Raw genomic sequence first — 26,361 nt, 5'->3', positions numbered from 1 at the left:
ATCGCACTTTTCCCGCCAACACGCATGTCTACTATCGATATCCACCACGAGGCCGAGTTGGCTTGCGCCGGCTGGACCGTCATTCCTCACGCGTTCGACACGGCACTGATCGACTCGCTGTGCAGCGCACTTGGTCCGTCGCTTGCATTGCGTGACGAGATTCGCCAACGCAACGGCGTCGCAACGGACGCGAGTGGCACGCTGCATCACTTGCTTGCCGACGATCCGTGCTACATCGCACTGCTGGCCGCGTTCGAATCCTTCACATCGCTGTTTCACACGTACTTCGGCGGCAAGTTCGTCCTCAACTCGTATGGTGGCGTCATCAACCAGCGCGACACGCATGCCTACGTCAAGAACGTGCATCGCGACATTCGCTTCGGTTCGGAGGACCGCCGCTTCATGTTGAATGCGCTCGTGATGCTCGACGACTTCACGCTGGATAATGGCGCGACATGGTTGCTGTCCCGCTCGCAGGCAATCACCGAGCAGCCGGACGACGAACGGTTTTACGCTCAGGCATCACGGGCGACCGGCAAGCGCAGCTCGCTGCTGTTATTCGATTCCCGCGTGTGGCACGCGGGCGGACACAATCTGACGAATGCACCGCGCCGCGCGCTGACACTCACGTTCACGAGCCCCTTCTTCAAACCTCAACTCGACTATCCGCGGCTACTCGGCTATCGCGATCTGGAGCGATACAGTCCGTGGCTGCGTCAGGTGATCGGCTTCAATGCGCGCGTGCCCGAATCGCTCGACGAATTTTACGTGCCAGTTGAACGGCGCTTCTATCAACGTGGACAGGACTGACCCCATGACCCGCGATTACGACTCCGAGGCAAAGGATCACCCCGAGCATCGCTACGCCTACGACTTCGACTACCGAATGCATGAATTCATGATTCGGACGTTTGCCCCGTTTTTTGCAAACGGCAACGCGCTGGAGCTTGGGTGCTTCGAAGGTAATTTCACGCGCCTGGCCGCGGGCCGTTTCGCAGATCTGGAGGTCGTGGAAGCATCTGCCGATTGCGTAGCGGCCGCTTCGCAAAAGACAGGCGACGCGGTGACCTATCATCATTCGACGTTCGAGACATTCGAACCTACACGGCGTTACGACAATATCTTCCTGATCCATACGCTCGAGCACCTCGATCATCCAGTGGACGTGCTGCGTCGTGTACGCGGGTGGCTATCGGAGAAAGGGCGACTGTTCGTTGCCGTTCCGAACGCCCGTGCGGCGTCACGTCAGATCGCCGTGCACATGGGGCTGATCGAGCATGCCGCGGCAGTGACGCCGGCGGAAGCCGCACACGGTCACCGCGTTACCTATTCGCTCGACACACTGCTCGCTGACCTGCGCGTCGCCGGGCTGCACGTCGAAACATCTGGCGGCGTAGCCTTCAAGGGGCTCGCGAATTTCCAGATCGATGCGGCGCTCGCGGCGGGAATCGTCTCGGACGCGTACCTGGAAGGGTGTTTTGAACTGGGGCGCACCTATCCGGATCTTTGCTCAAGCATCTACGGCGTGTGCCGACGGGAAAAGTAAGCCGGATGCGAGGCAATGCCACCCGCTCTCCAGTGAACAGGCCGTACACCTCCATCCGCCCGGCATACGGCGAATCCACGACGCGGCGACATCAAGGTATGTCGCCGCTCGGCGCCAGTGCGGGCGAGTCGAACCCCCTGAAATGCGCGGCAAACGCCACCCGCAATCGCTCGGCCATCTGAATCCAGCTTTCGGCACGCCCGCGCCGGAACAACCGCACCGTGCCCGGATACCACGGCGAATCCTCACGGTCGTGCATCCATCGCCAGTCCACGTCCTGATTCGGCAGCAGCACCCAGCAGGGCTTGCCGAGCGATGCGGCCAGATGCGCGGTCGACGTGTCGACGCACACCACGAGATCGAGTTGCGCGACGATCGCGGCCGTATCGGCGAAATCGTCGAGCTCCGAGCCCAGGTGCAGCAACGGCAACCCGCCCGGCGGCTGGAGCGCTTCGTCCTCGCCCTGCCCTTTCTGCAGGCTCACGAAATTCACGCCCGGCACGCTCCATAGCGGTGTCAGCAATGCCAGTGACGGCAGCGAACGGTGCGCGTCGTTGTGATGCTTCGGATTGCCTTTCCATACAAGACCGACGCGCGGGCCGGCCGGCAGCGCAGCGAGGCGCGCGCCCCAGTACGCCACGCGTGCCGGATCGGGTACGAACCGCACCGGCGGCGGAATCGTGTCGAGTGTCGTGCCCGCGTGCATCGGCGCGCTCAACAGGCTCGTCCAGTAATCGAACTGCGCGGCCTGTGCCGTGGCTGCCTCGTGATCGAGCACCGCGTCGACACCGTCCACTGTCTCCATCAGCCGATGCAGCGCCGGCTGGCACGCGAACACCACCCGCGCCGCCCGCCTCGCGCGAAATTCCGCGAAATAACGGCTGAACTGCAGCATGTCGCCGAGGCCGTCCTCCTGCCAGACGAGCAGCGTCTTGCCGCCCAGCGGCTCGCCTTGCCACTGCGCGCACCGCAGTACCTCGCGGGTTCGGCGGTGCACGAACGTCGACTGCTCGTAGCGCGATTCGTAGCGGCGCCAGCCTTCCTCGAATCGTCCACGGCCGAGCAGCAGCGTCGCCAGCCCGAAGCGCGCGTCGTCATAGTCGGCGCGCAGGTCGAGCGCGCGGCGGTATGCGCGTTCGGCTTCGTCGAGTTGGCCTGCATGCGTCAAGGTCGTGCCGAGGTTGTAGTGCACCTCGGCCATCTGCGGCGCGAGCGCCAGCGCGTCGGTGAACGCGACGGCCGCTTCGTCGTGGCGGCCCTGCGCACGCAGGACGCAGCCGAGATTGTTGTGTGGCTGGGGCAGGCCGGGCCGGCAGCGGATGGCGTCGCGATAGGCCGCTTCCGCTTCGGGCAGGCGATCGAGGTTCTGCAGCGCGACGCCGAGGTTGTAATGCGCTTCCGGATGATCGGGACACAGTGCGATGGTCTGTCGGCTGGCCGCCTCCGCTTCCGGCAACCGCTTCATGTCGACGAGGATCGCGCCGAGATTCGCGTGCGCGAGCACATGATCGGCGCGAACGGCGATCGCGAGCCGGTACGCGAGCTCCGCCTCCGCGGGCCGGACGAGGATGCGAAGCAGGTTGCCGAGATCGGTCAGCACGTCGGGCGACCGCGGCTCGATCGACAGGGCCTGCCCGAACGCCTGCTCGGCTTCGTCGAGCCGGCCGAGCGCTTCGAGCACCTTGCCGAACCGGTGATGGTGCGACGCGCGCAACGGCGCGACGCAGGCAAGCTGCCGGCGCAGGATCACTTCGGCTTCGGGCAAGCGCTCCTGCGACAGCAGCAGCGCGTGAAGGCCGTCGTATGGGGGCTCGAACGCCGGCATCGCGTCGATCGCGCGCCGCCACCACGCCTCGGCATCCGCCAGCCGGTTCAGGCCCAGCGCGCAGACGGCCGCGACGTGCAGCGCCGCGACGTCCACCGCGGGCGCATCGAGCAGCGGCGCGACGCGTGACAGTGCGTCGGCAAACTGTCCGTTCTGGCACAAGGTCGCGGCGTGTTGAACGCACGCGGAAACGTCGGAAGCTGGCGTCGTCATGGAGGGCTGGGCAAAGCGGCGGACATTCATCCCGTCCGGCCGTCACGGCGGCAGCCCGGCATGCGCGACGCGTGTCGCGCCCGGGCGACCGTTTCGGCACGGAGAGCGTCGATTGACAGGTTACCGAAGCACGCACGCACGCGATGCGACGATCTGAGCCCATTCCATGCGGTTGTTCGGGCGATGGCCCCGTCACCCCGTGCGTGGCGGGGCCTCGCTGAACGACACCAGCCGTCCGCTCAACTCGACGAACACCCCCGCAACTGCTCGAACTGCACGAGCTGGAACTGCACGAACTCGACGAACTGCAGCTCGAAGACGAGCAACTACTGTCCGACGAGTCGGACGAAGTGCCGCCGCCCGCTTTCGCCGCGGCGGCCGACGACACCTGCGAGGCCGCCAGCACCGGGCCTGCGTACGCCGACCATACGGTACCGGCCAGCGCGCCTGCACCGAACAGCGCTGCGGTCCACAGCAACGGGTCCGGATCGTCACGTTCGGCGTCGCGTATCCCGGACGCTCCCTGCGCGCTGCGTACGTGCCGCGCGTCGCGCGCAGCCCGCGGATCGTGCGCGTTCCGGCGCTCGAGCAGCGCGGCGCGCCCGGCCGCCGTGGCACCGCCGCGCCCGAAGCCGGTCAGCCTTCCAGCGACGATCCGGTACGCGATCGCGAACACCGCCATGCAGATGCACAGCAGCAGCACGGGCCGCCCGCGGCTCAAACCGACCGCAAGCTTCGCGGCGCCCGTGCCGAACACGAGCAGCGCGATCGCGCGCGCCGCCATCCGGGACGCGCGCAACTCGCCGGGCGCCCAGAACCAGCCCTGCGCACGCATCCCGTCGACGACCTCCTGCGCGTACCTCGCAAGCCGCTCCCGAAACACGCCGTAGCGCACGGTGCCGGACGGTTGTTCGTTGAGCCACGCGCAGTAGTCGTCGTACCGGCCCGCGCGTTCCAGATCCGCGATCTTCACGTAGCTGCCTTGCCGGTGAACGCTCCACAAGTCGACCGCGCCCGCGTGCGCGAGCGACATCGTCACGACCTGCGCGACCCGCGCTTCGCCGCCGGTGAGATAGGCGACTTCGTCGGCGCTCAGCCCGGACGAAGCCTTGCGCGTGCGCCGGCCCCAGCGCCGGATGCGAAATTCGATGGCCTGGAGCGCGACGATCAGCAACAACGCGAGAATGCAGGCCGGCACGTAGAACGAGAGAAACTGCGGTCCCGTGTAGTCCAGCACGTCGAGATCCTGCGCCGATGCGCAGGTCGCGGCGACGCTCGCGGCCGCCGCCGGCCATACGAGCTTCGGCAGACGGTCGAGCCATGCGCGGCGCGGCGCCACGGCGGCCATGCGCTCGGGCTGCTGCGCCTCTGCCGCCGCCGCCTCGGTCTGCCGGTCAACCGGACGCGGCCAGATCGATGCCGGCGGCTCGCAGCCGAACAGTCGACGATAGCTGTCGAGCGTGTCGCGGTAGCGCTGCGCGTACACGGCAGCCTCGTCGGGCGCGCCGGTACCGGGCATATGGTGCAACCGTGCGCGCAGCACGTCGGCGCAAAAGACATCCCAGTATTCGAGGGTGTATTGCAGATGGAAATGCCACGCGGCATCGACCGCGACCGACGGCGTGACCGGATGCCCGGCCGCCTGCGCGAGAAACGCGAAGCGCTTGTATTCGTCGATCACGGCCAGCGCGTGGTCGTGCGACCAGCCTTCGGCTTCGGCGAGGCGCCGGCTGTACGGCAGCGGCGCATGCGGATCGTCGGGCGAATACGCGTACAGACGCGCGAGCAGCGCCTGCTGCGCATCGGTCAGCGGGCACGCAGCGACTGCGGTCGAGGTAGACGGGATGGCAGCCATCGGGAGTGGGCGCGATGCGCGGACGGCCGCCGCGATCGACGCTTGGAGTTGTCGTTGCGGGCGATTCTCGCACAACGGAAAGGCGGCGGAATAGCGTGGGAACGGCCCGGCAGATGACGATGCGATTGCCGTGCGGTGACGCTACGCCTGGACGACTTCAGGAAAACGGATCGGGAAATTCGACGCCTGGAATCAGGCTATTTGGCGCGCCCGGCTGGGATCGAACCAGCAACCCCTGCCTTCGGAGGGCAGTACTCTATCCATTGAGCTACGGGCGCGTGAGACAGTGAAGCGACCCCATATACAGGCCGCCCACGATTGGCAAGACGGCAAGGATACCCGGTTTCCCAAGACGCGTCCACCTTGCCCGCCGAATCGCCGCCGGGCGCCGCTGCGTGCGGGTAAACACGCGCCATCGCGCCGCTCGCCGTGATGTAAACGTTCCGTCTATAATCGTCCGTGCTTCATTGGACTGCCATTTTGCCGTTGCACCGCGCTCACAATTCCTATTCATGGAGACGAGGCAAGCATGAGCGAAGCACCCCACGAATCTCCCGTCAAAACCCCGGGCAGCTGATTGCCGTCATCATCGCGTCGTTCGCGATTCCGATCATCCTGATCGTCCTGTTCGCCAATTACGCGAACCATGCGTTCCGTTCCGGCGCCGGCACGGACGCGCTATCCGACGAGCAGGTCGCCGCCCGTATCGCCCCGATCGCGAAGGTCGAGGTGAAGGACGCCAACGCACCCCGCACGTACAAAACCGGCGAGGAGGTCTACAAGGCCGTCTGCGTGACCTGCCACGGCACCGGCGCGGCCGGCGCGCCGAAGTTCGGCAACAAGGACGACTGGGCGCCGCGCATCTCGCAAGGCTTCGACACGCTGCTGAAGACGGCTCTCGCGGGCAAGGGCGCGATGCCGGCGCGCGGCGGCACGAGCCCCGACGACGTCAGCGACTATGAAATCGCCCGCGCGATCGTCTACATGGCGAACAACGACGGCGCGAACTTCCCCGAGCCGGCCGCACCGGCCGCCAACGCGGCGCAGCCCGCCAGCGGCGCGCCCGCGTCGGGCGCCGACGCGTCGAATGCGCAGGCCGCCGCGGCCATGGCCGCGATCGCCGCGATCCCGAAGGCCGGCGAAAAGCCCGCGGCCGCCCCGGCCGGCGCCGACGCGGCAACGGCAGGCAAGGCGCTGTACGCGTCGACCTGCCAGGCCTGCCACGCGGCCGGTGTGCTGGGCGCGCCGAAGTTCGGCAGCAAGGAAGACTGGGCACCGCGCCTGAAGGACTCGATGGATACGGTCTACAACTACGCGCTGCACGGCAAGGGCGCGATGCCGCCGAAGGGCGGGTCGAACGCGTCCGATGCCGACGTGAAGGCGGCCGTCGACTACATGGTCAACTCGGCGAAGTAACGACTCACCCAGCCATCCGTAAAAAACCCCCGCGACGCCCTTGCATCGCGGGGGTTTCGTTTTTGTGTCGCCGGTTGGCCGCGCCAGCATGCGCGGCACCGCCGCTGCGTCACTTCTGCAGCAATGCCTTCAGGCTCGCGAGCCGGTCCTTCGGCGACATCGGCGCTTCTTCCGGCGTCGGCGGCGGCGCTTCGTCGAGCCCCATCTCCGGGATGAAGCGCGACGGTTCGCACACGACCGTCTCGCGCGCCCGCTTGCGCTTCTTGCACCAGTTCAGGTGCAGGCTGCGCTGCGCGCGCGTGATCGCGACGTACATCAGCCGACGCTCCTCCTCGATCCGTTCGTTGTCGATCGGGCCGTCGTCCTCGCTGCCGCCGCGGTGCGGCATGATGCCTTCCTCGACGCCGACCAGGAACACGTGCGGATACTCGAGCCCCTTCGACGCATGGACGGTCGACAGCCGCACGGCGTCCGGGTCCTCGTCCTTGCCCTCGAGCATCGACATCAGCGCGACGGTCTGGATCAGGCCGAGCAGGTTCTTGCCCGTATCGGCGAGGCCGTCCGCGTTGTGGAAACCTTCAGCCTCGCCGTCGACGGCGTCCGTCTCGGGCTTCGTGCCCTTGCGCTTCAGCCATTCGAGGAATTCGAGCACGTTCTGCCACTTCGACTGCGCCTGCCGCTCGTCGAATGCGTCGTACAGGTACGCCTCGTAGTGGATCGCCTCCATCATGTCGTCGAGCACGACGGTCGCGGGCTCCTTGTCCGCGCGCTCGGTCAGGCGCTGGATGAAGTCGCAGAACATCCGCAGCGGCTCGACCTGGCGCGCCGACAGCCGCGCCTCGATCCCGCCCATGTAGACGGCCTCGAACAGCGACACCTTCGCCTGCCCCGCGAACGAGCCGAGCGCTTCCAGCGTCGTGTTGCCGATGCCGCGGCGCGGCGTCGTGACCGCGCGGATGAACGCGGGATCGTCGTCGGCGTTCGCGATCAGCCGCAGGTACGCGCACAGATCCTTGATCTCGGCCTTGTCGAAGAACGACTGGCCGCCCGACAGCACGTACGGAATCCGCTCGCGCCGCAGCACCTGCTCGAAGATGCGCGCCTGGAAGTTGCCGCGGTACAGGATCGCATAGTCGCGGAACTGCGCACGCCGCTCGAACTTGTGCGCGGACAGCCGGAACACGACCGATTCGGCCTCGTGTTCCTCGTCGTTGCACGCCGTGACGGTGATCGAATCGCCCATCCCGTGCTCGGACCACAGCTTCTTCTCGAACAGCTTCGGATTGTTCGCGATCACGTTGTTCGCGGCGGTCAGGATTCGCACCGTCGACCGGTAGTTCTGCTCGAGCTTGATCACGTGCAGCTTCGGAAAATCCTTGCCGAGCTGCGCGAGGTTCTCCAGCGTCGCGCCGCGCCAGCCGTAGATCGCCTGGTCGTCGTCGCCGACCGCCGTGAACGCGGCGCGCGGGCCCGCGAGCTGCTTCAGCAGTTCGTACTGGCACGCATTGGTGTCCTGGTACTCGTCGATCAGCAGGTAGCGCAGCTTGTTCTGCCAGCGGTCGCGCACCTGCTCGTTCTTCGCGAACAGCTCGGCCGGCAGGCGGATCAGGTCGTCGAAGTCGACCGCCTGGTACGCGTGCAGCGTCGCCACGTAGTTGCGGTAGACCAGCGCGGCCTGGTGCTCGTCCTCGTTGGCCGCGATCGCCATCGCCTCGTCGGGCATGATCAGGCCGTTCTTCCACAGCGAGATGATGCTCTGGATCTTGCGGATCAGCCCTTTGTCGGTGGTGCCGAGCTGCTCCTGGATCATCCCGAAGCAGTCGTCCGAATCCATGATCGAGAACTGCGGCTTCAGGCCGACGTGCTCGGCCTCCTGGCGCAGGATCTGCACGCCCAGCGAGTGGAACGTGCAGACGGTGAGCTGGTTGACCGGCACCTTGCGGCCTTCCTTGCCCGGCGTGGTGAGGGTCTTGCCTTCCAGCAGCTTCGACACGCGCTCGCGCATTTCGGCGGCCGCCTTGTTCGTGAACGTGACGGCGGCGATATGGCGCGGCTCGAAGCCCTTCGCTTCGATCAGGTGCGCGATCTTCTGCGTGATCACGCGTGTCTTGCCGCTGCCCGCGCCGGCGAGCACGAGACAGGGACCGTCGAGATAGCGCACCGCTTCGTTCTGAGCGGGATTGAGGCCTGCGGACATGATGGCGGATGGTGTTGCTGGTTGACGGCGGACGCCGGGAGGATGCCGTGCGCGGCAGGCTGGCGAAGCAGGCGGACACGCGGGGCAGGACGCGCATGTTAACACGTCGGCGGCGCGTATTTCGGGCACGCCGCCGGACGGGGGCGCGCGGGCTTGCCGGGCGGGCGCCCCCCTGTCCGTTCGGCGTGGTCGTGGCTGTCCGCTCGGCCAATCTGGCCCTGTTCGCGCTGCGATCGGACACAATATGCACTCCCCCGGCGGCACCCGCGCCGGCCCGCTTCAATGCGTTTCAACCACCGCAGGATCGACCTCATGGGATACCCGTTCGCCACCGCTGCCCTCGGCCCGCTGCTGTTCGCGCAAGGGCGCTACGTGCGCCGCGTCACGCCGCGGTTGCCCGAGGCAGCCGGCCCGCGCGACGGCGTGGCCGGCGACGGCCCACCGCTGCGCGTGCTGGTGGTCGGCGATTCGGCCGCCGCGGGTGTCGGCGTCGCGACGCAGCACGATGCGCTCGCCGGGCAACTGGCGAACGCGCTGGCGGCCACACACCGCGTGCGCTGGAAACTGCTCGCACGCACCGGCCTGACCACGCGGGAGCTGGTCGACTGGCTCGCCGCGGAGCCGGCCGAGCCGTTCGACGTGGCCGTGACGTCGCTCGGCGTCAACGACGTGACGGGCGGCGTGCCGCCCGCACGCTGGCTCGCGCAGCAGGCCGAGCTGGTGCGGCTGCTCGCCACGCGTTTCCAGGTCGGGCACGCGATCCTGTCGGCGGTGCCGCCGATGGAGCGCTTCCCGGCGCTGCCGCAGCCGCTCGCGTGGTATCTGGGGCGGCGCGCGAAGCGGCTCAACGCGGCGCTCGCCGGCTGGGCTGGCGGGCAACCGCACTGCACGTTCCTGCGGGTCGACCTGCCGCTCGAACGCCACTTGATGGCCGCCGACGGCTTCCATCCCGGCGCAGCCGCGTGCGCGGTGTGGGCCGCGCAGGTCGCGGCCGCCGTGCGGCAGCGGCCGGGCGGATGATGGGCCGCGTTCGGGGGCTGACTGCCGCCACGGCTTGCCGGGGGCGAGAGGCGGGAGCCGGCCGGGTACCAGGAGCCGGGGGCTTGGGCTTGGGCTTGGGCTTGGGCTTGGGCTTGGGCTTGGGCTTGGGCTTGGGCTTGGGCTTGGGCTTGGGCCAGAGCCGCGAGCCGCGAGCCGCGAGCCGCGAGCCAGTCAACCATACCGCGGCACGGCGCACGACCGCGCGCAAAATGCCAGCCTCCTCCGCGCAAGCGCCGCCTCACTCCGTGCATTTCGCCCGGCGCGTCTGTGCAAGCGGCGGCGCCATGCCAAAATAGCCGGTCGTCCTCGCGCCGCTCCGGCGCGCCATCCTTTAGTTTCCTTCGCAGCCAGGAATTGCCATGTCGTCATTGCTCAGGATTGGTTTGATGGGTTTCGGTTTCGCCGGCGCGACGTTCCACGCGCCCGTGATCGCCACGAGCGGCCGCACCGAAGTCGCCGCGATCGCGACGAGTCAGCCCGATCGCGCGCAGGCCGCGTACCCGGGCGCGCGCATCGTCCCCGATCTCGACACGCTGCTCGGCCTCGATGACATCGAATGCGTGGTGATCGCCACGCCGAACGACACCCACTTCACGCTCGCGCGTCAGGTGCTCGAAGCCGGCCGCCACGTGGTCGTCGACAAGCCCGTCACGCTCACCGCCGACGAGGCGCTCGCCCTCGCGCGGCTCGCGAACGCGCGCAGCCGGCTGTTCGCGCCGTTCCACAACCGCCGCTGGGACGGCGATTTCCTCACCGTACGCCGGATCGTCGAATCGGGCGAGTTGGGCCGCCTCACCTACTTCGCGTCGCACTTCGACCGCTTCCGGCCGACGCCGCGCACGCGCTGGCGCGAGGAGCCGGCCCGCGGCGGCGGCCTGCTGCTCGACCTCGGCCCGCACCTGATCGACCAGGCGCTCGCGCTGTTCGGCACACCGGAAACAGTGAGCGCCACCGTCAAGACGCGCCGCGACAACGGCACGGCGCCCGATTTCGTGCACCTGCTGCTCGGCTATCCGGACAAGGACATCGCGCTGCATGCGAGCGCGCTGTCGGCGATCGAGCCCGCGCGCTTCACGCTGCACGGCACGCGCGGCAGCTACCAGAAGTTCGGGCTCGACACGCAGGAAGACCAGCTCAAGGCCGGCCTCACCGCGGACGACGTCGAATTCGGCGGCGGCAATCCGCCCGGCCTGCTGCGCGTGCTCGACGGCGACCTCGAGGTCGAACGGCCGGTGCCGACGCTCGACGGCCAGTACGCGGAGTTCTACCGCGCGCTCGCCGCGTCGATCCGCGACGGCGCGCCGTTTCCCGTCACCGCGCAGGACGCGGTCGACGTGATGACGATCATCGAGCTCGCCGCGCAGAGCGAACACGACGGCCGCCGGGTGCCGTTCGTGCGCCGCTGGGTCTGACGGCCGCCGGCCGGGTCCGTGCCGACCCGGCCACCCTCCGCGCCACGCCGCCAGGCATCGGCACCGGCGGCGCTTGTGTCTACCGCCACGCCGCCCCGCGGCCACGGCCCCGAACATTCCGTTACAAATGGTGCGGGAACGAAAGTCGGCGGTCGTCCGGTCTGACGCGTTTCTCAAAAAGTCGATTCGACACTTATCCGTCAGGAGAATGTGATGCAACGGTTGATTCGCGCAGCGGCATGCTGCGTCCTGGTTTCCTCGCTCGCGGCCTGTATCGTGCAGCCGCAGCGGCCGGCCCGGCAGGCGCCTCCGCCGTCGCGACCGAACCCGCAGGTCGTCGCGAACGACCGCATGCAGGAGGTCCAGGGCCGGATCGACAACCTGCATCGCCGCATCGACGCCCGTGTGAACGGCGGCTACTACCCGCCGCCGTACGGTGCGCAGCTGCACCACCGTCTCGACGTGATCCGCCAGGAGGCGAACGACATGTCGGCCCAGCACAACGGCGGCCTGTCCGGCGACGAGCAGCGCGTGCTGAACCAGGAACTCGACACGGCCGCGCGCGCGATCGGCGAGTAACGCGCCCGGCGCCCGCCGGCGCGAAGCAAAGCGGCGGCGCCGGCCGCCGCCGCCGCTTGTCGCGAAGCGACATTCTTTTGCTCAAATTGACAACGCCCACCCGCTCGCGTACAGTCGCCCGCACGCGTCGGGAGAGCGTGTGACCGGGTCGTTTCGACACCGGTTGCGCCGCCGAAGGGGCACACCCGCAAACTCTCAGGCAAAAGGACCGACCGCGTCGGGGAACCGCGTCCGCGCATTGCGCGGGCACCTACTCTCCCCGCACTCTGGAGAGCGGCAGTAGCCCGCAGCGCATTGGCTGCGCGGGCAAGCTGCCCACCGAAGGGGCGCGCGTTCGCCGGGCTTTGCCCGCAGCGCAATCTCTCAGGTATCGAGGACAGAGGGGCATGTACCGGATCGCTCGAGGCTATCAGCCGCGGCGGTCGGCACATGGCCGTTCTGATCCGCGCGCAAGCGCCTTGCCTGAGGCCTCGATGACTGCACTGAATCACACCCCGCTCAACGCCGCGCATCGCGCGCTCAATGCCCGCATGGTCGACTTCGGCGGCTGGGACATGCCCGTCAACTACGGCTCGCAGATCGAAGAACACGCTGCCGTGCGCACCGACGCCGGCATGTTCGACGTGTCGCACATGTGCGTCGTCGATTTCACCGGCAGCCGCGTGCGCGCGTTCTTCGAGCATGCGATCGCGAACCACGTCGGCAAGCTCAAGACACCCGGCAAGGCGCTCTACTCGTGCCTGCTCAATCCGCAGGGCGGCGTCATCGACGATCTGATCGTCTACTACTTCACCGAAGAATTCTTCCGCGTGGTCGTCAACGCCGGCACCGCCGAGAAAGACATCGCGTGGTTCAACCAGCTGAACGAGCAAGGCGGCTACGGCCTGACGATCGCGCCGCGCCGCGATTTCGCGATCGTCGCCGTCCAGGGCCCGAACGCCCGTGAAAAGGTCTGGGCGACGGTGCCGTCCGCCCGCGCCGCCACCAGCGAACTCAAGCCGTTCAACGCCGCGCAGGTCGCCGGCACGCCGTTCGGCGATCTCACCATCGCGCGCACCGGCTACACCGGCGAAGACGGCTTCGAAGTGATCGTCCCGGCCGTACACGTCGAAGTGCTGTGGAATGCGCTGCAGCAACACGGCGTGCGTCCGTGCGGGCTCGGCGCGCGCGACACGCTGCGTCTCGAGGCCGGCATGAACCTGTACGGCCAGGACATGGACGACACCGTCTCCCCGCTTGACGCGGGCCTCGCGTGGACGGTCGACCTCACCGCACCGCGCGACTTCGTCGGCCGCGCCGCACTCGAAGCCAACGGCACGCGTGCCGCATTCGTCGGCCTGATCCTGCAGAAGGAAAACGGCAAGGCGGGCGGCGTGCTGCGCGCGCACCAGAAGGTCGTCACACCGCACGGCGACGGCGAGATCACGAGCGGCACGTTCTCGCCGTCGATGCAGGAATCGATCGCGTTCGCGCGCGTGCCGACGGCCGTCCAGGTCGGCGACATCGTCCAGGTGCAAATTCGAGACAAGAATCTTCCCGCGCGCGTGGTAAAACTGCCGTTCGTGCGCAACGGCAAGGTCCTCGCTGCGTAACGACCGGGAAGCGGCCGCGGGGCCGCCTTCCGGCCAAGCCGGGAGATGGCGCCCGGCGCAACCCTATTCGGCGTGCCATGGCGGCGCGCCAGCAGAACGAACACACCCTTTTATCCAGGAGCATCCGATGAGCAACGTCCCGGCCGATCTGAAGTACACCGACGAACACGAGTGGATCCGCACCGAGGCGGACGGCACGCTGACGGTCGGCATCACCGATCACGCGCAAAGCACGCTCGGCGACATCGTCTTCCTCGAGCTGCCCGAAGTCGGCAAGTCGGTGAACGCGGGCGACGCCGTCGGCGTCGTCGAATCGGTGAAAGCGGCATCCGACATCTACTCGCCGGTGTCCGGCGAGGTCGTCGCCATCAACGAAGCAGCCACCGATGCGCCGGAAGACGTGAACGGCGACGCATACGGCGTGTGGCTCTTCAAGATCAAGCTCGCGGCCGGCGCATCGACCGACAAGCTGATCGACGCCGACGCCTACAGCAAGCTGATCGACTAATTTCCCTACCCGAACCGCGCGGCGCCGGCCTCGGCGCGCGCGGGACCAGAGTCACGCCATGAAGCTCGAACACCCGGACCGCCTGATGAACCGCACGCCCCTCTCGCTCGCCGCGCTCGAAACGCATGACGCGTTCGCCGAACGCCACATCGGCCCCGACGCCGCCAGCCAGCAGGCCATGCTCGACACGCTCGGCTTCGCGTCGCGCGCCGCCCTGATCGACGCCGTGATCCCGGCCTCGATCCGCCGCGCCGAAACGCTGCCGCTCGGCCCGTTCGCGCAGCCGAAGAGCGAGGCCGAAGCCCTCGCCGCGCTGCGTGCGCTCGCGGACAAGAACCAGGTGTTCCGCTCGTATATCGGCCAGGGTTATCACGACACGCATACGCCGGCCGTGATCCTGCGCAACGTGCTCGAAAACCCGGCGTGGTACACGGCCTACACGCCGTACCAGCCCGAAATTTCCCAGGGCCGCCTCGAGGCGCTCCTGAACTTCCAGCAGATGGTGGCCGACCTCACGGGCCTCGCGATCTCGAACGCCTCGCTGCTGGATGAAGCGACGGCCGCGGCCGAAGCGATGACGCTGCTGCAACGCACCGGCAAGCCGAAGTCGAACGTGTTCTACGTGGCCGACGACGTGCTGCCGCAAACGCTCGAAGTGATCCGCACGCGCGCGCTGCCGATCGGCATCGAGGTCAAGACGGGCCCGGCCGCCGACGCCGCGCAGGCGAACGCGTTCGGCGTGCTGCTGCAGTACCCGGGCGTGAACGGCGACGTGCGCGACTACCGCGCGCTCACCGACGCGATCCACGCGGCCGGCGGCCACGTGGTCGTCGCGGCCGACCTGCTCGCACTCACCGTGCTGACGCCGCCGGGCGAATGGGGCGCGGACGTCGCGATCGGCAACACGCAGCGCTTCGGCGTGCCGATGGGCTTCGGCGGCCCGCACGCCGCCTACCTGGCCGTGCGCGACGAATTCAAGCGCCAGATGCCGGGCCGCCTCGTCGGCGTGACGGTCGACGCGCAGGGCAAGCCCGCACTGCGCCTCGCGCTGCAGACGCGCGAACAGCACATCCGCCGCGAGAAGGCCACGTCGAACGTGTGTACCGCGCAGGCGCTGCTCGCGATCATGGCCAGCATGTACGCGGTCTACCACGGCCCGCACGGCCTGAAGACGATCGCGCTGCGCGTGAACCGCATCGCGGCGCTGCTCGCCGCCGGCGTGAAACAGCTCGGCTTCGCGACCGTCAACGACACGTTCTTCGACACGCTGACGATCGACACCGGCGCGCGCACCGCACAGGTCCACGAATTCGCGAAGGCGAAGCGCATCAACCTGCGCCGCGTGAGCGACACGCAAGTCGGCGTATCGGTCGACGAAACGACGACACGCGACGACCTCGCCGATCTGCTCGACGTGTTCGCGCAAGCCGCGGGCGGCACCGCGCCGGCCGTCGATGCGCTGGACGCGGGTCTCGCCGGCGTCGCCGCGCTGCCGGCCGGCCTCGAGCGCACGAGCGCATACCTGACGCACCACGTGTTCAACCGTCACCATTCCGAAACCGAAATGCTGCGCTACCTGCGCAGCCTGTCGGACAAGGATCTCGCGCTCGACCGCTCGATGATCCCGCTCGGCTCGTGCACGATGAAGCTCAACGCGACCTCGGAAATGCTGCCGGTCACGTGGCCCGAGTTCGGCGGCATCCATCCGTTCGCGCCGGCCGAGCAGACCGTCGGCTACCGCGAGATGATCGATCAGCTCGAGCAGATGCTCGTCGCGGCCACCGGCTACGCGGCCGTGTCGCTGCAGCCGAACGCGGGCTCGCAGGGCGAGTACGCGGGCCTGTTGATCATCCACGCGTACCACGCATCGCGCGGCGAAGGCCATCGCGACGTGTGCCTGATCCCGGCGTCCGCGCACGGCACGAACCCGGCGTCCGCACACATGGCCGGCATGAAGGTCGTGGTCGTCGCCTGCGACGCGCAGGGCAACGTCGACATCGCCGACCTGAAGGCGAAGGCCGAGCAGCATTCGGCGAACCTCGCGGCGATCATGATCACGTATCCGTCGACGCACGGCGTGTTCGAGCAGAACGTCCGCGAGATCTGCGAGATCGTCCATGCGCACGGCGGCCAGGTATACGTCGACGGCGCGAACATGAACGCGATGGTCGGCCTGACCGCGCCGGGCCAGTTCGGCGGCGACGTGTCCCACCTGAACCTGCACAAGACCTTCTGCATCCCGCACGGCGGCGGCGGCCCGGGCGTCGGCCCGGTCGCGGTCGGCGCGCACCTCGCGAAGTTCCTGCCGAACCAGCGCTCGACCGGCTACGCCCGCGCGGAAGACGGCATCGGCGCGGTGTCGGCCGCGCCGTACGGCTCCGCGTCGATCCTGCCGATCTCGTGGATGTACATCGCGATGATGGGCGCGAAGAACCTGACCGCCGCGACCGAAACCGCGATCCTCAACGCGAACTACATCGCGAAGCGCCTCGCGCCGCACTACCCGGTGCTGTATTCGGGCCCGGGCGGGCTGGTCGCGCACGAGTGCATTCTCGACCTGCGTCCGATCAAGGAAACGAGCGGCATCAGCGTCGACGACGTCGCGAAGCGCCTGATGGACTACGGCTTCCACGCGCCGACGATGAGCTTCCCGGTGCCGGGCACGCTGATGGTCGAGCCGACCGAATCGGAATCGCAGGAAGAACTCGACCGCTTCATCGCCGCGATGATCGCGATCCGCGAGGAAATCCGCGCGGTCGAGGAAGGCCGCGCCGATCGCGAGGACAACCCGCTGCGTCATGCGCCGCACACAGCGGCCGTCGTCACCGCGAACGAATGGCCGCACGCGTACTCGCGCGAGCAGGCCGCGTACCCGGTCGCGTCGCTCGGCACGAACAAGTACTGGCCGCCGGTCGGCCGCGCGGACAACGCGTACGGCGACCGCAACTTGTTCTGCTCGTGCGTGCCGATGTCGGACTACGCATAACGCCCGTCTCGCACCGGAGCGTCCGACCGTGAACCCACCGCACGCAGCCACCGGTTGCGTGCGGTTTTTACGTTCGCCGCCCGGCCAACCGTTTCACGCTCGCCCGCCAATCCGGCTAACATCACACGCGATCCAGCCAATGAAGGAGTTCCGCATGGTGCGTCCGATGTTTCCGGGCCATGGTGCAACAGCGCGGCGGCCGCGCACCCGCGCGGGCCGCTACGTGCCGATGCTCGTCGCAGCGCTGTCGCTGGCCGCCGCCGGCCTCGGCGTGTCCGGCAGTGCGCGCGCGGCGATGAATTTCTGCGCGGCGCCGGCGCTGCAGGCGAGCGAGACGACGCAGGCCGAGCCGGGCGTGCAGGCGCTGATACGCAGCGTCGACGCGCGCATCGGCGAGCAGCCGAAGGCGATGGCGCGCGTGCACACCGAGGGCACGCTGCCGCACGAAGGCATCTATGACCAGAGTGCGGCCGCGCTCAAGGACATGGACCTGATGCGCGATGCGGCGCTCGCGTGGCGCGTGACGAACGCGCCGCGCTACCTGCAGCTCGTCGACCGCTTCCTGTCCGCGTGGGTCTCGACCTACCAGCCGAGCTTCAACCCGATCGACGAGACGCGCTTCGAGAGCCTGATCGTCGCGTACGACATGACCGCGAGCGCGCTGCCGGTGAAAACGCGCAACGCGACGGCCGCGTTCATCGCGAAGCTCGGCGCCGGCTATGTCGCGCAGGTCGACGCGCAGAAGCGCCCGCTCACCGGCACCTGGCGCAACAACTGGCAGAGCCACCGGATCAAGCTGATCGCGCTGTCCGCGTTCACGCTCGGCGACCGCAAGATGATGAACGCCGCACAGCGGCTCTTCGTCGAGCATCTCGCCGACAACATCGGCCCGGACGGCAAGACCTGGGATTTCGAGGAACGCGATGCGCTGCATTACGCGGTCTACGATCTGCAGCCGCTGGTGACGGCCGCGCTCGCCGCGCGCCGCTTCAACCGCAACTGGCTGCGCGAGCGCGGCGCGAACGGCGCGACGCTCGCGGCCGCGCTCGACTGGCTCGTGCCGTACGCGCTCGGCGAGAAGACGCACGAGGAATTCGTGAATTCGCCGGTGCCGTTCGACGCGAAGCGCCGCGAAGCCGGCTTGCCGGGCTACACGGGGCAGTGGGACCCGAAAAACGCCACCGAACTCTTTCATCTGGCCGCGCGGCTCGACGGGCGCTATGCCCGCGTCGCGCAGCAGCTTTCCCCAACGCCGCCCGCATGGCTCGCCGCGTGCCTGCCATTGCAGGCGCGCTAGCATCATTCTTATCGCAAGGCAGGTATCGAAATGGCAGTCAGCGTGTTTGACCTCTTCAAGATCGGCATCGGTCCGTCCAGTTCGCACACGGTCGGACCGATGCGCGCCGCGCTGATGTTCGTTCAGGGCCTCGAGCGCGACGGGTTGCTCGACGCGACGGCCCACGTGAAGGTCGAGCTGTACGGCTCGCTCGGCGCCACCGGCAAGGGCCACGGCACCGACCGCGGCGTGATGCTCGGCCTGCTCGGCGACGCGCCCGACACCGTCGATCCCGACACGATCGACGCGCGGCTGGAAGACATCCGCAAGACGAAGCAGCTCGCGCTGCTCGGCACGCATCCGGTGCCGTTCGTGTTGAAGGAGAACATCGCGTTCTACCGCCAGGCGCTGCCCGAACATCCGAACGGGATGAAGCTGCGCGCGAGCGACGCGAACGGCGCGGTGCTGGTCGAGCGCACTTATCTGTCGGTCGGCGGCGGCTTCGTCGTGACGGCCGGCGCGCCGAACACCAAGGTGCTGAGCGCGGCCGAGCAGATGACGCATCCGTTCCGCACCGGCGCGGAGCTGCTGGCGCTGACCGCGTCGACCGGCAAGTCGATCGCGCAGCTGATGTGGGAAAACGAACGCGCGTGGCACACCGAGGAAGAAACGCGTGACGGGCTGCTGAAGATCTGGGCCGTGATGCAGTCGTGCGTATCGCGCGGCTGCGGGATCGGCAATCCCGATGCCGACGGCAACCTGCCCGGCCCGTTCCAGGTCAAGCGCCGCGCGCCGCAGCTGTACCGCACGCTGACGGGCAGCCCGGAGCGCGCGCTGCAGGACCCGCTGTCGATGATCGACTGGATCAACCTGTACGCGATCGCGGTCAACGAGGAAAACGCGGCCGGCGGCCGTGTCGTCACCGCGCCGACCAACGGCGCGGCAGGCATCATCCCGGCGGTGCTGCATTACTACACGCGCTTCACGCCCGGCGCGAACGAACAGGGCGTGATCGACTTCCTGCTGACGGCCGCCGCGATCGGCATCCTGTACAAGCTCAACGCGTCGATCTCGGGCGCGGAAGTCGGCTGCCAGGGTGAAGTAGGCGTCGCGTGCTCGATGGCGGCCGGCGCGCTCGCGGCCGTGCTCGGCGGCACGCCGCAGCAGGTCGAGAACGCGGCCGAGATCGGGATGGAACACAACCTCGGCCTGACCTGCGACCCGGTGGGCGGGATGGTGCAGATCCCGTGCATCGAGCGCAACGCGATGGCGTCGGTGAAGGCCGTCAACGCGGCCCGCATGGCGCTGCGCGGCGACGGCTCGCACTACGTGTCGCTCGACTCCGTGATCAAGACGATGCGCGAGACGGGCGCCGACATGAAGACCAAATACAAGGAAACGTCGCGCGGCGGGCTGGCGGTGAATATCGTCGAGTGCTGATGCGGGATCCGGCGGTCATGGAAGACGCTCCGCGTCTCGCATGGCCGTCGGGTGCACAATCACCCGTCCGTGCGTTCGGCCTGCTCCTGGGCGCCATGCCCTTCGGCCATGAAATTCGGCCCGAATTTCGCGAACTTCTCGAGCACGTGGGTCAAAGGCCGTCGCACCGGCCGAATACGGATCTCGTCGCCGACGCGCTTGATTTCCAGCTCGATATCGCTGCATTCATAGGCGAGATCGGCAGGAATTTGCACGGCCTGCGCGCTGCCATTCCAAAATACCCTTGTGGTGCGCATGTCGTTCTCCCACGTCTGGATGTACCGGAGATATACGTAAATCATGCAGTCGATGATGCGCGCCCTGGCGCGCGCATGGTCATCCACCCGGCATCAATTCGAAAACACACGCGGCCCCGGCAGTCTTTTCCGTTCCGGACTTGGCCCGCCGCACCCGGTGAATCAGCCGGCGCAAATATCGCATCACGGCCATTGCCGTCGCGCATGCAGCACGCGGAGGATCTCCACGATGCCCTCGGCCGGCCGGAGGCGATACACAAGCACATAGTTCGGCGCGACCACCAGCTCACGCGTGCCGGCCACCCGCCCTTGCCGATACGACTCGGCATGGGCCGGTAGCGCCGCCGCCCTTTCTTCCAGCAGTTCGTCGAGTTCGAGCGCGGCCGGCGGGTCGTCCTCGCCGATGTATTCCATGATCGCGGCGCGATCCTCGTACGCCTTCGGATTCCAGTGCAACGCGAGGGTCAAGAAGCATCCCCGCGCTTGCCTGCAAGCCGCTCACGCAACGCCGCACGGCGCGACGCGAAGTTGGCGCTGACTTCGGCGTCCGGAATCGATGCACGCGGGTCGTCCAGCGCCTGCTGCACCTGCTCGCGAAACCAGCGATCGTGCGCCGCCGCCTCGTGTGCCGCCTTCAACGCCGCCGCGCGATCGGGCCGGGTCGCCCGGCCGGCCGCGTCCGGGTCGAATGCCGACGCATCCACATCGAACCGGTTGATGCCGATGTCGCGCAGAAAGCCGACCAGCGTTTCAAAACGGCGAAACACCCGTACGTCGCCGCGCTTGGCCGACAAGAAGCGCTCGTGCGCGCCGCAACGGACCGACAGCGCCCAGCCGTTGCCGCAACCGACCACGCGGGCCGCACGGACCGCGCCGGCTTCGACCAGCTCCGTCAGCGTCTTTTGATCAATCGTTTCGGTCGTCATGGCTCTCACCCCTTCTCCCACTCGTTCTCTGAAATTTTACTATTAAACGGCATCCCACTTTATTGTTATTTGGAAGACCCACTTTCCTGATCTAGACACGCGTCGGGCCGTCATCCGTAGCGCCCACTTTCCGCCGTCACGCAAGCGGGCACAAGCTGGCCGGATGGCCAATCGAAGCCAGCACGCAATCCCCGAACCGCCCAGCGTTCCGACACTTTTCAGCGCCCGGCCAACCGGCGTAAGCTGTACGTCCCGCTACCCAGGGAGACGGCAGCCCATGTCGCATTCCAAGGATCTCGAGCCGCGCGGCACCACCGGTGCGCGACTGCTCGTCGATGCGTTGCTCGCCAATCACGTCGAACGCGTGTTCTGCGTGCCGGGCGAGAGCTTCCTCGCCGTGCTCGATGCGCTGGCGGACGACACCGCCCGCATCCAGACGGTCGTCTGTCGTCACGAGGCGGCCGCCGCGAACATGGCCGAAGCGGTCGGCAAGCTGACCGGCCGCCCCGGCATCGCATTCGTCACGCGCGGGCCCGGCGCGACCCATGCGTCGATCGGCGTGCACACCGCGTTCCAGGATTCGACGCCGATGATCCTGTTCGTCGGCCAGTGCGCACGCGAACACCTCGACCGCGAAGCTTTCCAGGAAATCGACTACCGCCGGATGTTCGGCCAGATGGCCAAATGGGTCGCGCAGATCGACGACCCGCGCCGCATCCCGAATACCTGAGCCACGCGTTCCACGTCGCGACGTCCGGCCGGCCCGGCCCGGTCGTGCTCGCGCTGCCGGAGGACGTGCTGTCCGACGCGTGCGCGCCGCAGCCCGTCGTGCCGGCCGCGAAACGCATCGCGGCCGCGCCGTCGCCCGCGCAGATCGACGAGCTGCGCGGGCGGCTCGCGCGCGCGGAACGGCCGTTCGCGATCGTCGGCGGCAGCGGCTGGACGCCGGACGCCTGCGCGAATCTGCGCACCTTCGTCGAACGCTGGCAATTGCCGGTCGCGTGCGCGTTCCGCTTCCAGGACACGATCGACAACGCGCACCCGAACTACGCGGGCGACGTCGGGCTCGGGATCAACCCCGCGCTCGCGAAACGCATCCGCGACGCCGACCTGCTGCTCGTGATCGGGCCGCGCCTCGGCGAAGCGACGACCGGCGGCTACACGCTGCTCGACATCCCGAAAACGCGCCAGACGCTGATCCATGTACATCAGGGCGCGGACGAGCTCGGCCGCGTGTACGCGGCCGACCTGCCGATCGTGTCGGGCATGCCCGAGATCGCCGCGCCGCTGGCCGCGCTCGAACCGCCCGAGCGGCCTGCGTGGGCCGGCGCGGCCGCCGACGCGCACCGCGCGTACCGCGAATGGCATGCGCCGCTGCCGATGCCCGGCGACGTGCAGCTCGGCGACGTGATGGTGCAGTTGCGCGAACGCCTGCCGCACGACGCGATCCTGACCAACGGCGCGGGCAATTATGCGATCTGGCTGCATCGCCACTTCGCGTACCGGCACTTCCGTTCGCAGCTTGCGCCGACGAGCGGCGCGATGGGCTACGGGCTGCCGGCCGCGCTCGCCGCGAAGTCGCTGTATCCGCAGCGCGCGGTGGTCGCGCTCTCGGGCGACGGCTGCTTCATGATGGCCGGCAACGAGCTTGCGACCGCGATGCAATACGGGCTGAACATCGTCGCGATCGTCGTCAACAACGGCCATTTCGGCACGATCCGCATGCATCAGGAGCGCAACTACCCGGGCCGCGTGCACGGCACGGGGCTCACGAATCCCGATTTCGCCGCGTATGCGCGTGCGTTCGGCGCGCATGGCGAGACGGTCGAGCGCACTGCCGATTTCGCGCCGGCGCTCGAACGCGCGCTGACCTGCGGATTGCCCGCGGTGATCGAGATCCGCATCCCGCAGGACGCCAGCACGCCGGCCGCGACGCTCGAACAGATCCGCGAGCAGGGCCGCCGCGCGCGCGGCGCATGACGGTGGCCAGGCATATCGCACCGCCCGTCGCCGCGCTGTCGCACGACGACGCGCTGGCGTACCCCGGCACGCTGCTCGCGCCCGACGGCACGCTCGTCGCGCCGTACGACCTCGAGCATGGCGACGAGCGGGCCGAAAGCCATGCGGCGGCCGCGCCCGCGCTCGGCCTGCTGCATGCCGCGCACCGGCCGTTCCGGCTCGATTACAGTGAGGCGCGACACGTACACGTGATCAACGGGATGGGGGTCACGCTCGGCGATTCGGTGATCGGGCTGACGGCCCTCGCCGCGCTGCGAGCGGCCCATGCGGACGTACGCTTCACGCTGTACCGGCCGGCGCGCGCGCCGCGCTATGTCGACGCGCTGTATGCGCTCGCGACCGACGTGGTCGCGCCGTCGCGCGCGCTGCCGTGCCCCGCCGACGCGCTGCCCGCCGATGCGCACTGCATCGACGTCGGCAATCACCTGTACTGGCCCGCGTTCGCGCGGCTGCCGATGATCGATTTCTTCCTCGACGCGCTCGGCGTCGATCCGGCCGCCGTGCCGGCCGCCGCGAAGCGCAATCGCTGGCTCGCGCGGCTGCCGCTGCCCGCACTGCCGGCTGAATGGCAGCGGCCCTACGTGCTGTTCTGCCCGAATGCGAGCACCGCGGTGCGCAGCGTGCCGCCCGCGTTGCGGGTCGTGTTCGTGGAACGGCTCGCGCAGCGGTATGGGTTGCCGGTGGTGGGATTCGGCCCGCTCGCGCATCCCGCTTACGTGGATGTGAGCGGCGACGCGACCGACACCGCGCGCTTCATCGCGTGGATCAAGGGCGCGAGCGTGCTGTTCGCGCCCGACACGGCGGCCCTGCATCTCGCCGACGGTTTCGACGTGCCGACGCTCGCGTGCTTCACGACGATCGGGCCGGCGCTGCGCGTGCGCGACTATCCGCATTGCGTGCCGGTCGCGCTCGACGTGCCGGCCGAATTGCACGGGCTGCATCGCAGCGAGCGGCCGGAGGATCTGGCGGCGGTCGAGGCCGCTTACCGCGCCATCGACTGGGACGCGCTGGCGTGGCCCGCGGCGCGCGACGTGGCAGCGCCGGCCATCTGAGCGAAGCGGGCGCAGCGGCGAGCGGAACAACCGAACCGGCAGCCGTACGCGCACGGCATGAGCACCGCGCGGGGGCTGCTTCGGCGGCCCGACTGACCCCGCCAAGCTCGCCTAGCCACCTGGGAGAAACCGACGCGACGGCGAGCGGAAGGGTCGAACCGTCAGCAGCGCGCCCCCGACGCCGGCACCACCGCAAACGCCGCGCCACCCGCCCGGCTTACCCCGCCAAGCCCCTCACGCGCGATCGCGCAGCGTCTCCGACGGCCGCTTGCCGAACAGGCGCCGGTAATCGGTCGCGAACTGGCTCAGATGCCAGAAGCCCCACGCCTCCGCGACGTCCTGCACCGAACCGGCTGCGCGCCCGCACAGGTCGCGCCGCGCGCCGTTCAGTCGCAGCGTGCGCAGGTAGGTCGCGGGCGCCATCCCGAGCACGTCCTGGAAGCAGTACTGCAGCGTGCGCCGACTCACGTGCAACTGCTCGCACAGCTCGGGCACGCCGACCGGGCGCGTGCGGTGCGCGAGCACGTAGTCGCGCGCCTGGTCGACGATCCAGCGGCGCGTCGACGGCGCGGCGCCGCTGCCGTCGTCGGCCGGTTGCGCGCACGCATCGAACAGCGCGGCCAGCACTTCGGCCTGCAGGTCGTCGCGCTGCGCATCGGGCAGCGGGCCGGCCATCGCCACCGCGCCGTCGAGCCGGCGCCCGAGCAGCGCGCACAGGCGCGCGAGCCGCGCGTCGCCGACCTGCATCACGCGCTGGGTGAACAGCCGCTCGTCGAGCGCGCGCCGTTCGACTTCCTCCGCATAGCGGCGCAGCACGTCGCCGCGCACGACGACGCCGTAGATCGAGAACTGCGCAGGCGTCACCAGTTCGAATTCGACGTTGCCGGGCCGGAACGCGAGCGCGCCGGGGCCGATGCGGCACGCATCGACGCGCGCCGAGCCGTCGCACACGAGCGGGATGCCGAACCAGTACGCATCGCCGCGCACCTCGCACGCCTGGCGCAGCAGGTGGCTGGTCGATTCGCGAAACAGCTTCATCGTGTCGAGCGGCAGCTCGGTGAGCGTGCCGACGAAGCGACCGGCCGCGAGCTGGTCGTAGGTCTGCCGCCAGCCGATCAGGTTGCGCGCCTGCTCGTCCGCATCGTGCGCAACGCTGACGACGGCCTGCCCGGCGAATGCGTCGTCGCCCTGCGCGCTGCGCCGCGTGTCTTCGGCGGTCGGCTCCGCCGTACACGCCACATGTTGATTCATCGTGTCCTCCCTCACCTGCGCGGAACCGTGCGTATCCATCACGCAAGTCCCGTGCCGAACCGCATGGCCCGGCGAGCAGCCCGCCATTGCACGCTGTCCGGCCGATGCGCGCCATGCGGGCGCACCCGAAGGCGGCATGACGCGCACGCCGCCGGTGCGATCCGCGCGGCGACCGCGCATGCGCGCCGCCCGGGCGCGGTCACCGGCTATCGGCTACCGACTACCAGGCCGGTTTCAGCCGCACGACCCGCGTCCCGCAATTGCCGTATGCCTGCACGATCGTCAGCTCGACGATCGCGCTGCCCACCGCCCACGGCGCCGCGTCCGCTTCCGGCAGATCGGCGCGCAGCGTGGCGCGACCGTTGATCCGGTAGCGCAGGCCGCGCACGAAATCGACGAACAGCAATCCGACCCCGCTGCCGTCGCAGGCGGCCGCGTCGATCCGGCCGCCGTCGCCGTCATGCGCAGCGGGCAGCGCGAACCGCAGCGTCTTCGTATCGATCACGCGCACGACCGGCAGCAGATCGCCGTTCGCGTCGCGCCGGCTCTGCACGATGTCGCAGGTCATCGACGCACCGGCGCCGCATGCCATGCCGACGAACATGAACGGTTGCGATTCGACGAACTGCCGTACGCCGAGGCTCAGCCGCGTCGTCACGGCATCGCTCATCCGCTCGGCTTCGTCGGCGACGCCGAAGCGGTGTTGCGCGTCGAGTTCGCCCGGATGGAAGACCGGGTGGCGGGGAAAGGATCGGGTCGGTTCTGCCATGCTGGTGGTCGTCGCACGCATCGGCGCACCGCGCCGTCGCGCATGCGCGACGGCCGGCAGCGTTGCCGGCGCCGACCGCGCAACGAAGCGCAACCGGCGCAGACTGTCGAAACAAGGAAATCGAACCGGGCGACGTGCCGCCCCCAACCGGCCCCGACACGT

Annotated in this window: 18 protein-coding genes, 1 tRNA gene, 3 pseudogenes and 2 riboswitches; of the genes and pseudogenes, 13 read left to right on the top strand and 9 right to left on the bottom strand. The window is 68.7% G+C overall.

From position 1 onward, the window contains the following. Nucleotides 1–24: 24 nt before the first annotated feature. Together SY91_RS03250 and SY91_RS03245 are read left to right on the top strand one after the other, a co-directional pair. Entirely contained in the window at nt 25–810 is a 786-nt protein-coding gene (locus SY91_RS03250; RefSeq protein WP_234620223.1) for a phytanoyl-CoA dioxygenase family protein, read from the top strand. Between the two features lie 4 nt (nt 811–814). Then, a complete protein-coding gene (locus tag SY91_RS03245; protein WP_124678276.1) occupies nt 815–1,546 on the top strand; it encodes a class I SAM-dependent methyltransferase in 732 nt (243 codons plus the stop codon). A 91-nt stretch (nt 1,547–1,637) separates the two neighbouring features. On the opposite strand, the gene SY91_RS03240 is transcribed toward SY91_RS03245, so the two are convergent. The 3 genes and pseudogenes from SY91_RS03240 to SY91_RS03230 form a co-directional block, all read right to left on the bottom strand. After that, complete coding sequence (locus tag SY91_RS03240; protein WP_185921061.1) at nt 1,638–3,584, bottom strand: tetratricopeptide repeat protein; 1,947 nt, start codon at nt 3,582–3,584, stop codon at nt 1,638–1,640. Nucleotides 3,585–3,837: 253 nt separating this feature from the next. Beyond that, nucleotides 3,838–5,439: pseudogene (locus tag SY91_RS03235) on the bottom strand (TIGR04222 domain-containing membrane protein); the annotation flags it as partial. 202 nt (nt 5,440–5,641) lie between these two features. Continuing rightward, nucleotides 5,642–5,717: transfer RNA gene (locus SY91_RS03230), tRNA-Arg, on the bottom strand. A 251-nt stretch (nt 5,718–5,968) separates the two neighbouring features. Between SY91_RS03230 and SY91_RS03225 the strand changes: the two are divergent. Beyond that, nucleotides 5,969–6,855 (top strand): annotated as a pseudogene (locus tag SY91_RS03225) (c-type cytochrome). 109 nt (nt 6,856–6,964) lie between these two features. On the opposite strand, the gene SY91_RS03220 reads toward SY91_RS03225, so the two are convergent. Next, nucleotides 6,965–9,052: a UvrD-helicase domain-containing protein gene (locus tag SY91_RS03220; protein ID WP_012327640.1), complete on the bottom strand. Its 2,088-nt coding sequence runs from the start codon at nt 9,050–9,052 to the stop codon at nt 6,965–6,967. A 312-nt stretch (nt 9,053–9,364) separates the two neighbouring features. On the opposite strand from SY91_RS03220, the gene SY91_RS03215 reads away from it, so the two are divergent. The 8 genes from SY91_RS03215 (at nt 9,365) to SY91_RS03180 (ending at nt 19,886) form a co-directional block, all read left to right on the top strand. Beyond that, complete coding sequence (locus SY91_RS03215) at nt 9,365–10,072, top strand: SGNH/GDSL hydrolase family protein (protein WP_124476732.1); 708 nt, start codon at nt 9,365–9,367, stop codon at nt 10,070–10,072. Between the two features lie 380 nt (nt 10,073–10,452). Continuing rightward, nucleotides 10,453–11,505: an oxidoreductase gene (locus tag SY91_RS03210; protein WP_185921060.1), complete on the top strand. Its 1,053-nt coding sequence runs from the start codon at nt 10,453–10,455 to the stop codon at nt 11,503–11,505. A gap of 213 nt (nt 11,506–11,718) precedes the next feature. Continuing rightward, nucleotides 11,719–12,084, top strand: a complete 366-nt coding sequence (locus SY91_RS03205) for a hypothetical protein (RefSeq protein WP_012327637.1) — start codon at nt 11,719–11,721, stop codon at nt 12,082–12,084. Nucleotides 12,085–12,202: 118 nt separating this feature from the next. Then, a riboswitch (glycine riboswitch) is annotated at nt 12,203–12,306 on the top strand. 34 nt (nt 12,307–12,340) lie between these two features. Then, a riboswitch (glycine riboswitch) is annotated at nt 12,341–12,474 on the top strand. Between the two features lie 83 nt (nt 12,475–12,557). After that, complete coding sequence (gene gcvT / locus SY91_RS03200; RefSeq protein WP_175834294.1) at nt 12,558–13,676, top strand: glycine cleavage system aminomethyltransferase GcvT; 1,119 nt, start codon at nt 12,558–12,560, stop codon at nt 13,674–13,676. 127 nt (nt 13,677–13,803) lie between these two features. Continuing rightward, nucleotides 13,804–14,184 (top strand): glycine cleavage system protein GcvH, encoded by a 381-nt coding sequence (gene gcvH, locus SY91_RS03195; RefSeq protein WP_185921059.1) that lies wholly within the window; start codon nt 13,804–13,806, stop codon nt 14,182–14,184. Nucleotides 14,185–14,242: 58 nt separating this feature from the next. Further along, on the top strand, nt 14,243–17,170 hold the full coding sequence (gcvP, locus tag SY91_RS03190; RefSeq protein ID WP_027807899.1) for an aminomethyl-transferring glycine dehydrogenase: 2,928 nt from the start codon (nt 14,243–14,245) through the stop codon (nt 17,168–17,170). A gap of 154 nt (nt 17,171–17,324) precedes the next feature. After that, nucleotides 17,325–18,467: an alginate lyase family protein gene (locus tag SY91_RS03185; RefSeq protein WP_027807898.1), complete on the top strand. Its 1,143-nt coding sequence runs from the start codon at nt 17,325–17,327 to the stop codon at nt 18,465–18,467. A 30-nt stretch (nt 18,468–18,497) separates the two neighbouring features. Then, on the top strand, nt 18,498–19,886 hold the full coding sequence (locus SY91_RS03180) for an L-serine ammonia-lyase (protein ID WP_059503223.1): 1,389 nt from the start codon (nt 18,498–18,500) through the stop codon (nt 19,884–19,886). A 59-nt stretch (nt 19,887–19,945) separates the two neighbouring features. Here the strand turns inward: SY91_RS03180 and SY91_RS03175 are convergent, their stop codons facing one another. The 3 genes from SY91_RS03175 to SY91_RS03165 form a co-directional block, all read right to left on the bottom strand. After that, entirely contained in the window at nt 19,946–20,182 is a 237-nt protein-coding gene (locus SY91_RS03175; protein ID WP_185921134.1) for an antitoxin, read from the bottom strand. 183 nt (nt 20,183–20,365) lie between these two features. Further along, nucleotides 20,366–20,650 carry a type II toxin-antitoxin system RelE/ParE family toxin gene (locus SY91_RS03170; protein WP_124476735.1) on the bottom strand — a complete coding sequence of 95 codons (285 nt, stop codon included), beginning with the start codon at nt 20,648–20,650 and terminating at the stop codon, nt 20,366–20,368. Then, nucleotides 20,647–21,108, bottom strand: coding sequence for a hypothetical protein (locus SY91_RS03165; RefSeq protein WP_185921058.1), 462 nt, complete (start codon nt 21,106–21,108; stop codon nt 20,647–20,649). The genes SY91_RS03170 and SY91_RS03165 overlap by 4 nt, the downstream gene beginning before the upstream one ends. Nucleotides 21,109–21,385: 277 nt before the next feature. Here SY91_RS03165 and SY91_RS03160 point away from each other — a divergent pair. Both SY91_RS03160 and SY91_RS03155 read left to right on the top strand, forming a co-directional pair. Then, nucleotides 21,386–23,088: pseudogene (locus SY91_RS03160) on the top strand (thiamine pyrophosphate-binding protein). Then, complete coding sequence (locus SY91_RS03155) at nt 23,085–24,179, top strand: ADP-heptose--LPS heptosyltransferase (RefSeq protein ID WP_185921057.1); 1,095 nt, start codon at nt 23,085–23,087, stop codon at nt 24,177–24,179. The pseudogene SY91_RS03160 and the gene SY91_RS03155 overlap by 4 nt, the downstream one beginning before the upstream one ends. A 234-nt stretch (nt 24,180–24,413) precedes the next feature. Here SY91_RS03155 and SY91_RS03150 read toward each other — a convergent pair whose 3' ends face one another. Further along, nucleotides 24,414–25,430, bottom strand: a complete 1,017-nt coding sequence (locus SY91_RS03150; RefSeq protein ID WP_027807895.1) for a helix-turn-helix domain-containing protein — start codon at nt 25,428–25,430, stop codon at nt 24,414–24,416. 220 nt (nt 25,431–25,650) lie between these two features. Next, nucleotides 25,651–26,199, bottom strand: a complete 549-nt coding sequence (locus tag SY91_RS03145; protein WP_185921056.1) for a hypothetical protein — start codon at nt 26,197–26,199, stop codon at nt 25,651–25,653. Between the last annotated feature and the right edge of the window lie 162 nt (nt 26,200–26,361).

The sequence above is a fragment of the Burkholderia cenocepacia genome (assembly GCF_014211915.1).
GTDB classification, from domain to species: Bacteria; Pseudomonadota; Gammaproteobacteria; order Burkholderiales; family Burkholderiaceae; genus Burkholderia; species Burkholderia orbicola.
Note: the sequence above shows the minus strand (reverse complement) of the source record. Positions and strands in the feature narration are given on the sequence as shown.

Bases quoted from the DNA above. Each gene is read 5' to 3' on its own strand.
- SY91_RS03250 (WP_234620223.1), top strand. From the start codon at position 25: ATGTCTACTATCGATATCCACCACGAGGCCGAGTTGGCTTGCGCCGGC.
- SY91_RS03245 (WP_124678276.1), top strand. From the start codon at position 815: ATGACCCGCGATTACGACTCCGAGGCAAAGGATCACCCCGAGCATCGC.
- SY91_RS03240 (WP_185921061.1), bottom strand. From the start codon at position 3,584: ATGACGACGCCAGCTTCCGACGTTTCCGCGTGCGTTCAACACGCCGCG.
- SY91_RS03220 (WP_012327640.1), bottom strand. From the start codon at position 9,052: ATGTCCGCAGGCCTCAATCCCGCTCAGAACGAAGCGGTGCGCTATCTC.
- SY91_RS03215 (WP_124476732.1), top strand. From the start codon at position 9,365: ATGGGATACCCGTTCGCCACCGCTGCCCTCGGCCCGCTGCTGTTCGCG.
- SY91_RS03210 (WP_185921060.1), top strand. From the start codon at position 10,453: ATGTCGTCATTGCTCAGGATTGGTTTGATGGGTTTCGGTTTCGCCGGC.
- SY91_RS03205 (WP_012327637.1), top strand. From the start codon at position 11,719: ATGCAACGGTTGATTCGCGCAGCGGCATGCTGCGTCCTGGTTTCCTCG.
- gcvT (WP_175834294.1), top strand. From the start codon at position 12,558: ATGACTGCACTGAATCACACCCCGCTCAACGCCGCGCATCGCGCGCTC.
- gcvH (WP_185921059.1), top strand. From the start codon at position 13,804: ATGAGCAACGTCCCGGCCGATCTGAAGTACACCGACGAACACGAGTGG.
- gcvP (WP_027807899.1), top strand. From the start codon at position 14,243: ATGAAGCTCGAACACCCGGACCGCCTGATGAACCGCACGCCCCTCTCG.
- SY91_RS03185 (WP_027807898.1), top strand. From the start codon at position 17,325: ATGGTGCGTCCGATGTTTCCGGGCCATGGTGCAACAGCGCGGCGGCCG.
- SY91_RS03180 (WP_059503223.1), top strand. From the start codon at position 18,498: ATGGCAGTCAGCGTGTTTGACCTCTTCAAGATCGGCATCGGTCCGTCC.
- SY91_RS03175 (WP_185921134.1), bottom strand. From the start codon at position 20,182: ATGCGCACCACAAGGGTATTTTGGAATGGCAGCGCGCAGGCCGTGCAA.
- SY91_RS03165 (WP_185921058.1), bottom strand. From the start codon at position 21,108: ATGACGACCGAAACGATTGATCAAAAGACGCTGACGGAGCTGGTCGAA.
- SY91_RS03155 (WP_185921057.1), top strand. From the start codon at position 23,085: ATGACGGTGGCCAGGCATATCGCACCGCCCGTCGCCGCGCTGTCGCAC.
- SY91_RS03150 (WP_027807895.1), bottom strand. From the start codon at position 25,430: ATGAATCAACATGTGGCGTGTACGGCGGAGCCGACCGCCGAAGACACG.
- SY91_RS03145 (WP_185921056.1), bottom strand. From the start codon at position 26,199: ATGGCAGAACCGACCCGATCCTTTCCCCGCCACCCGGTCTTCCATCCG.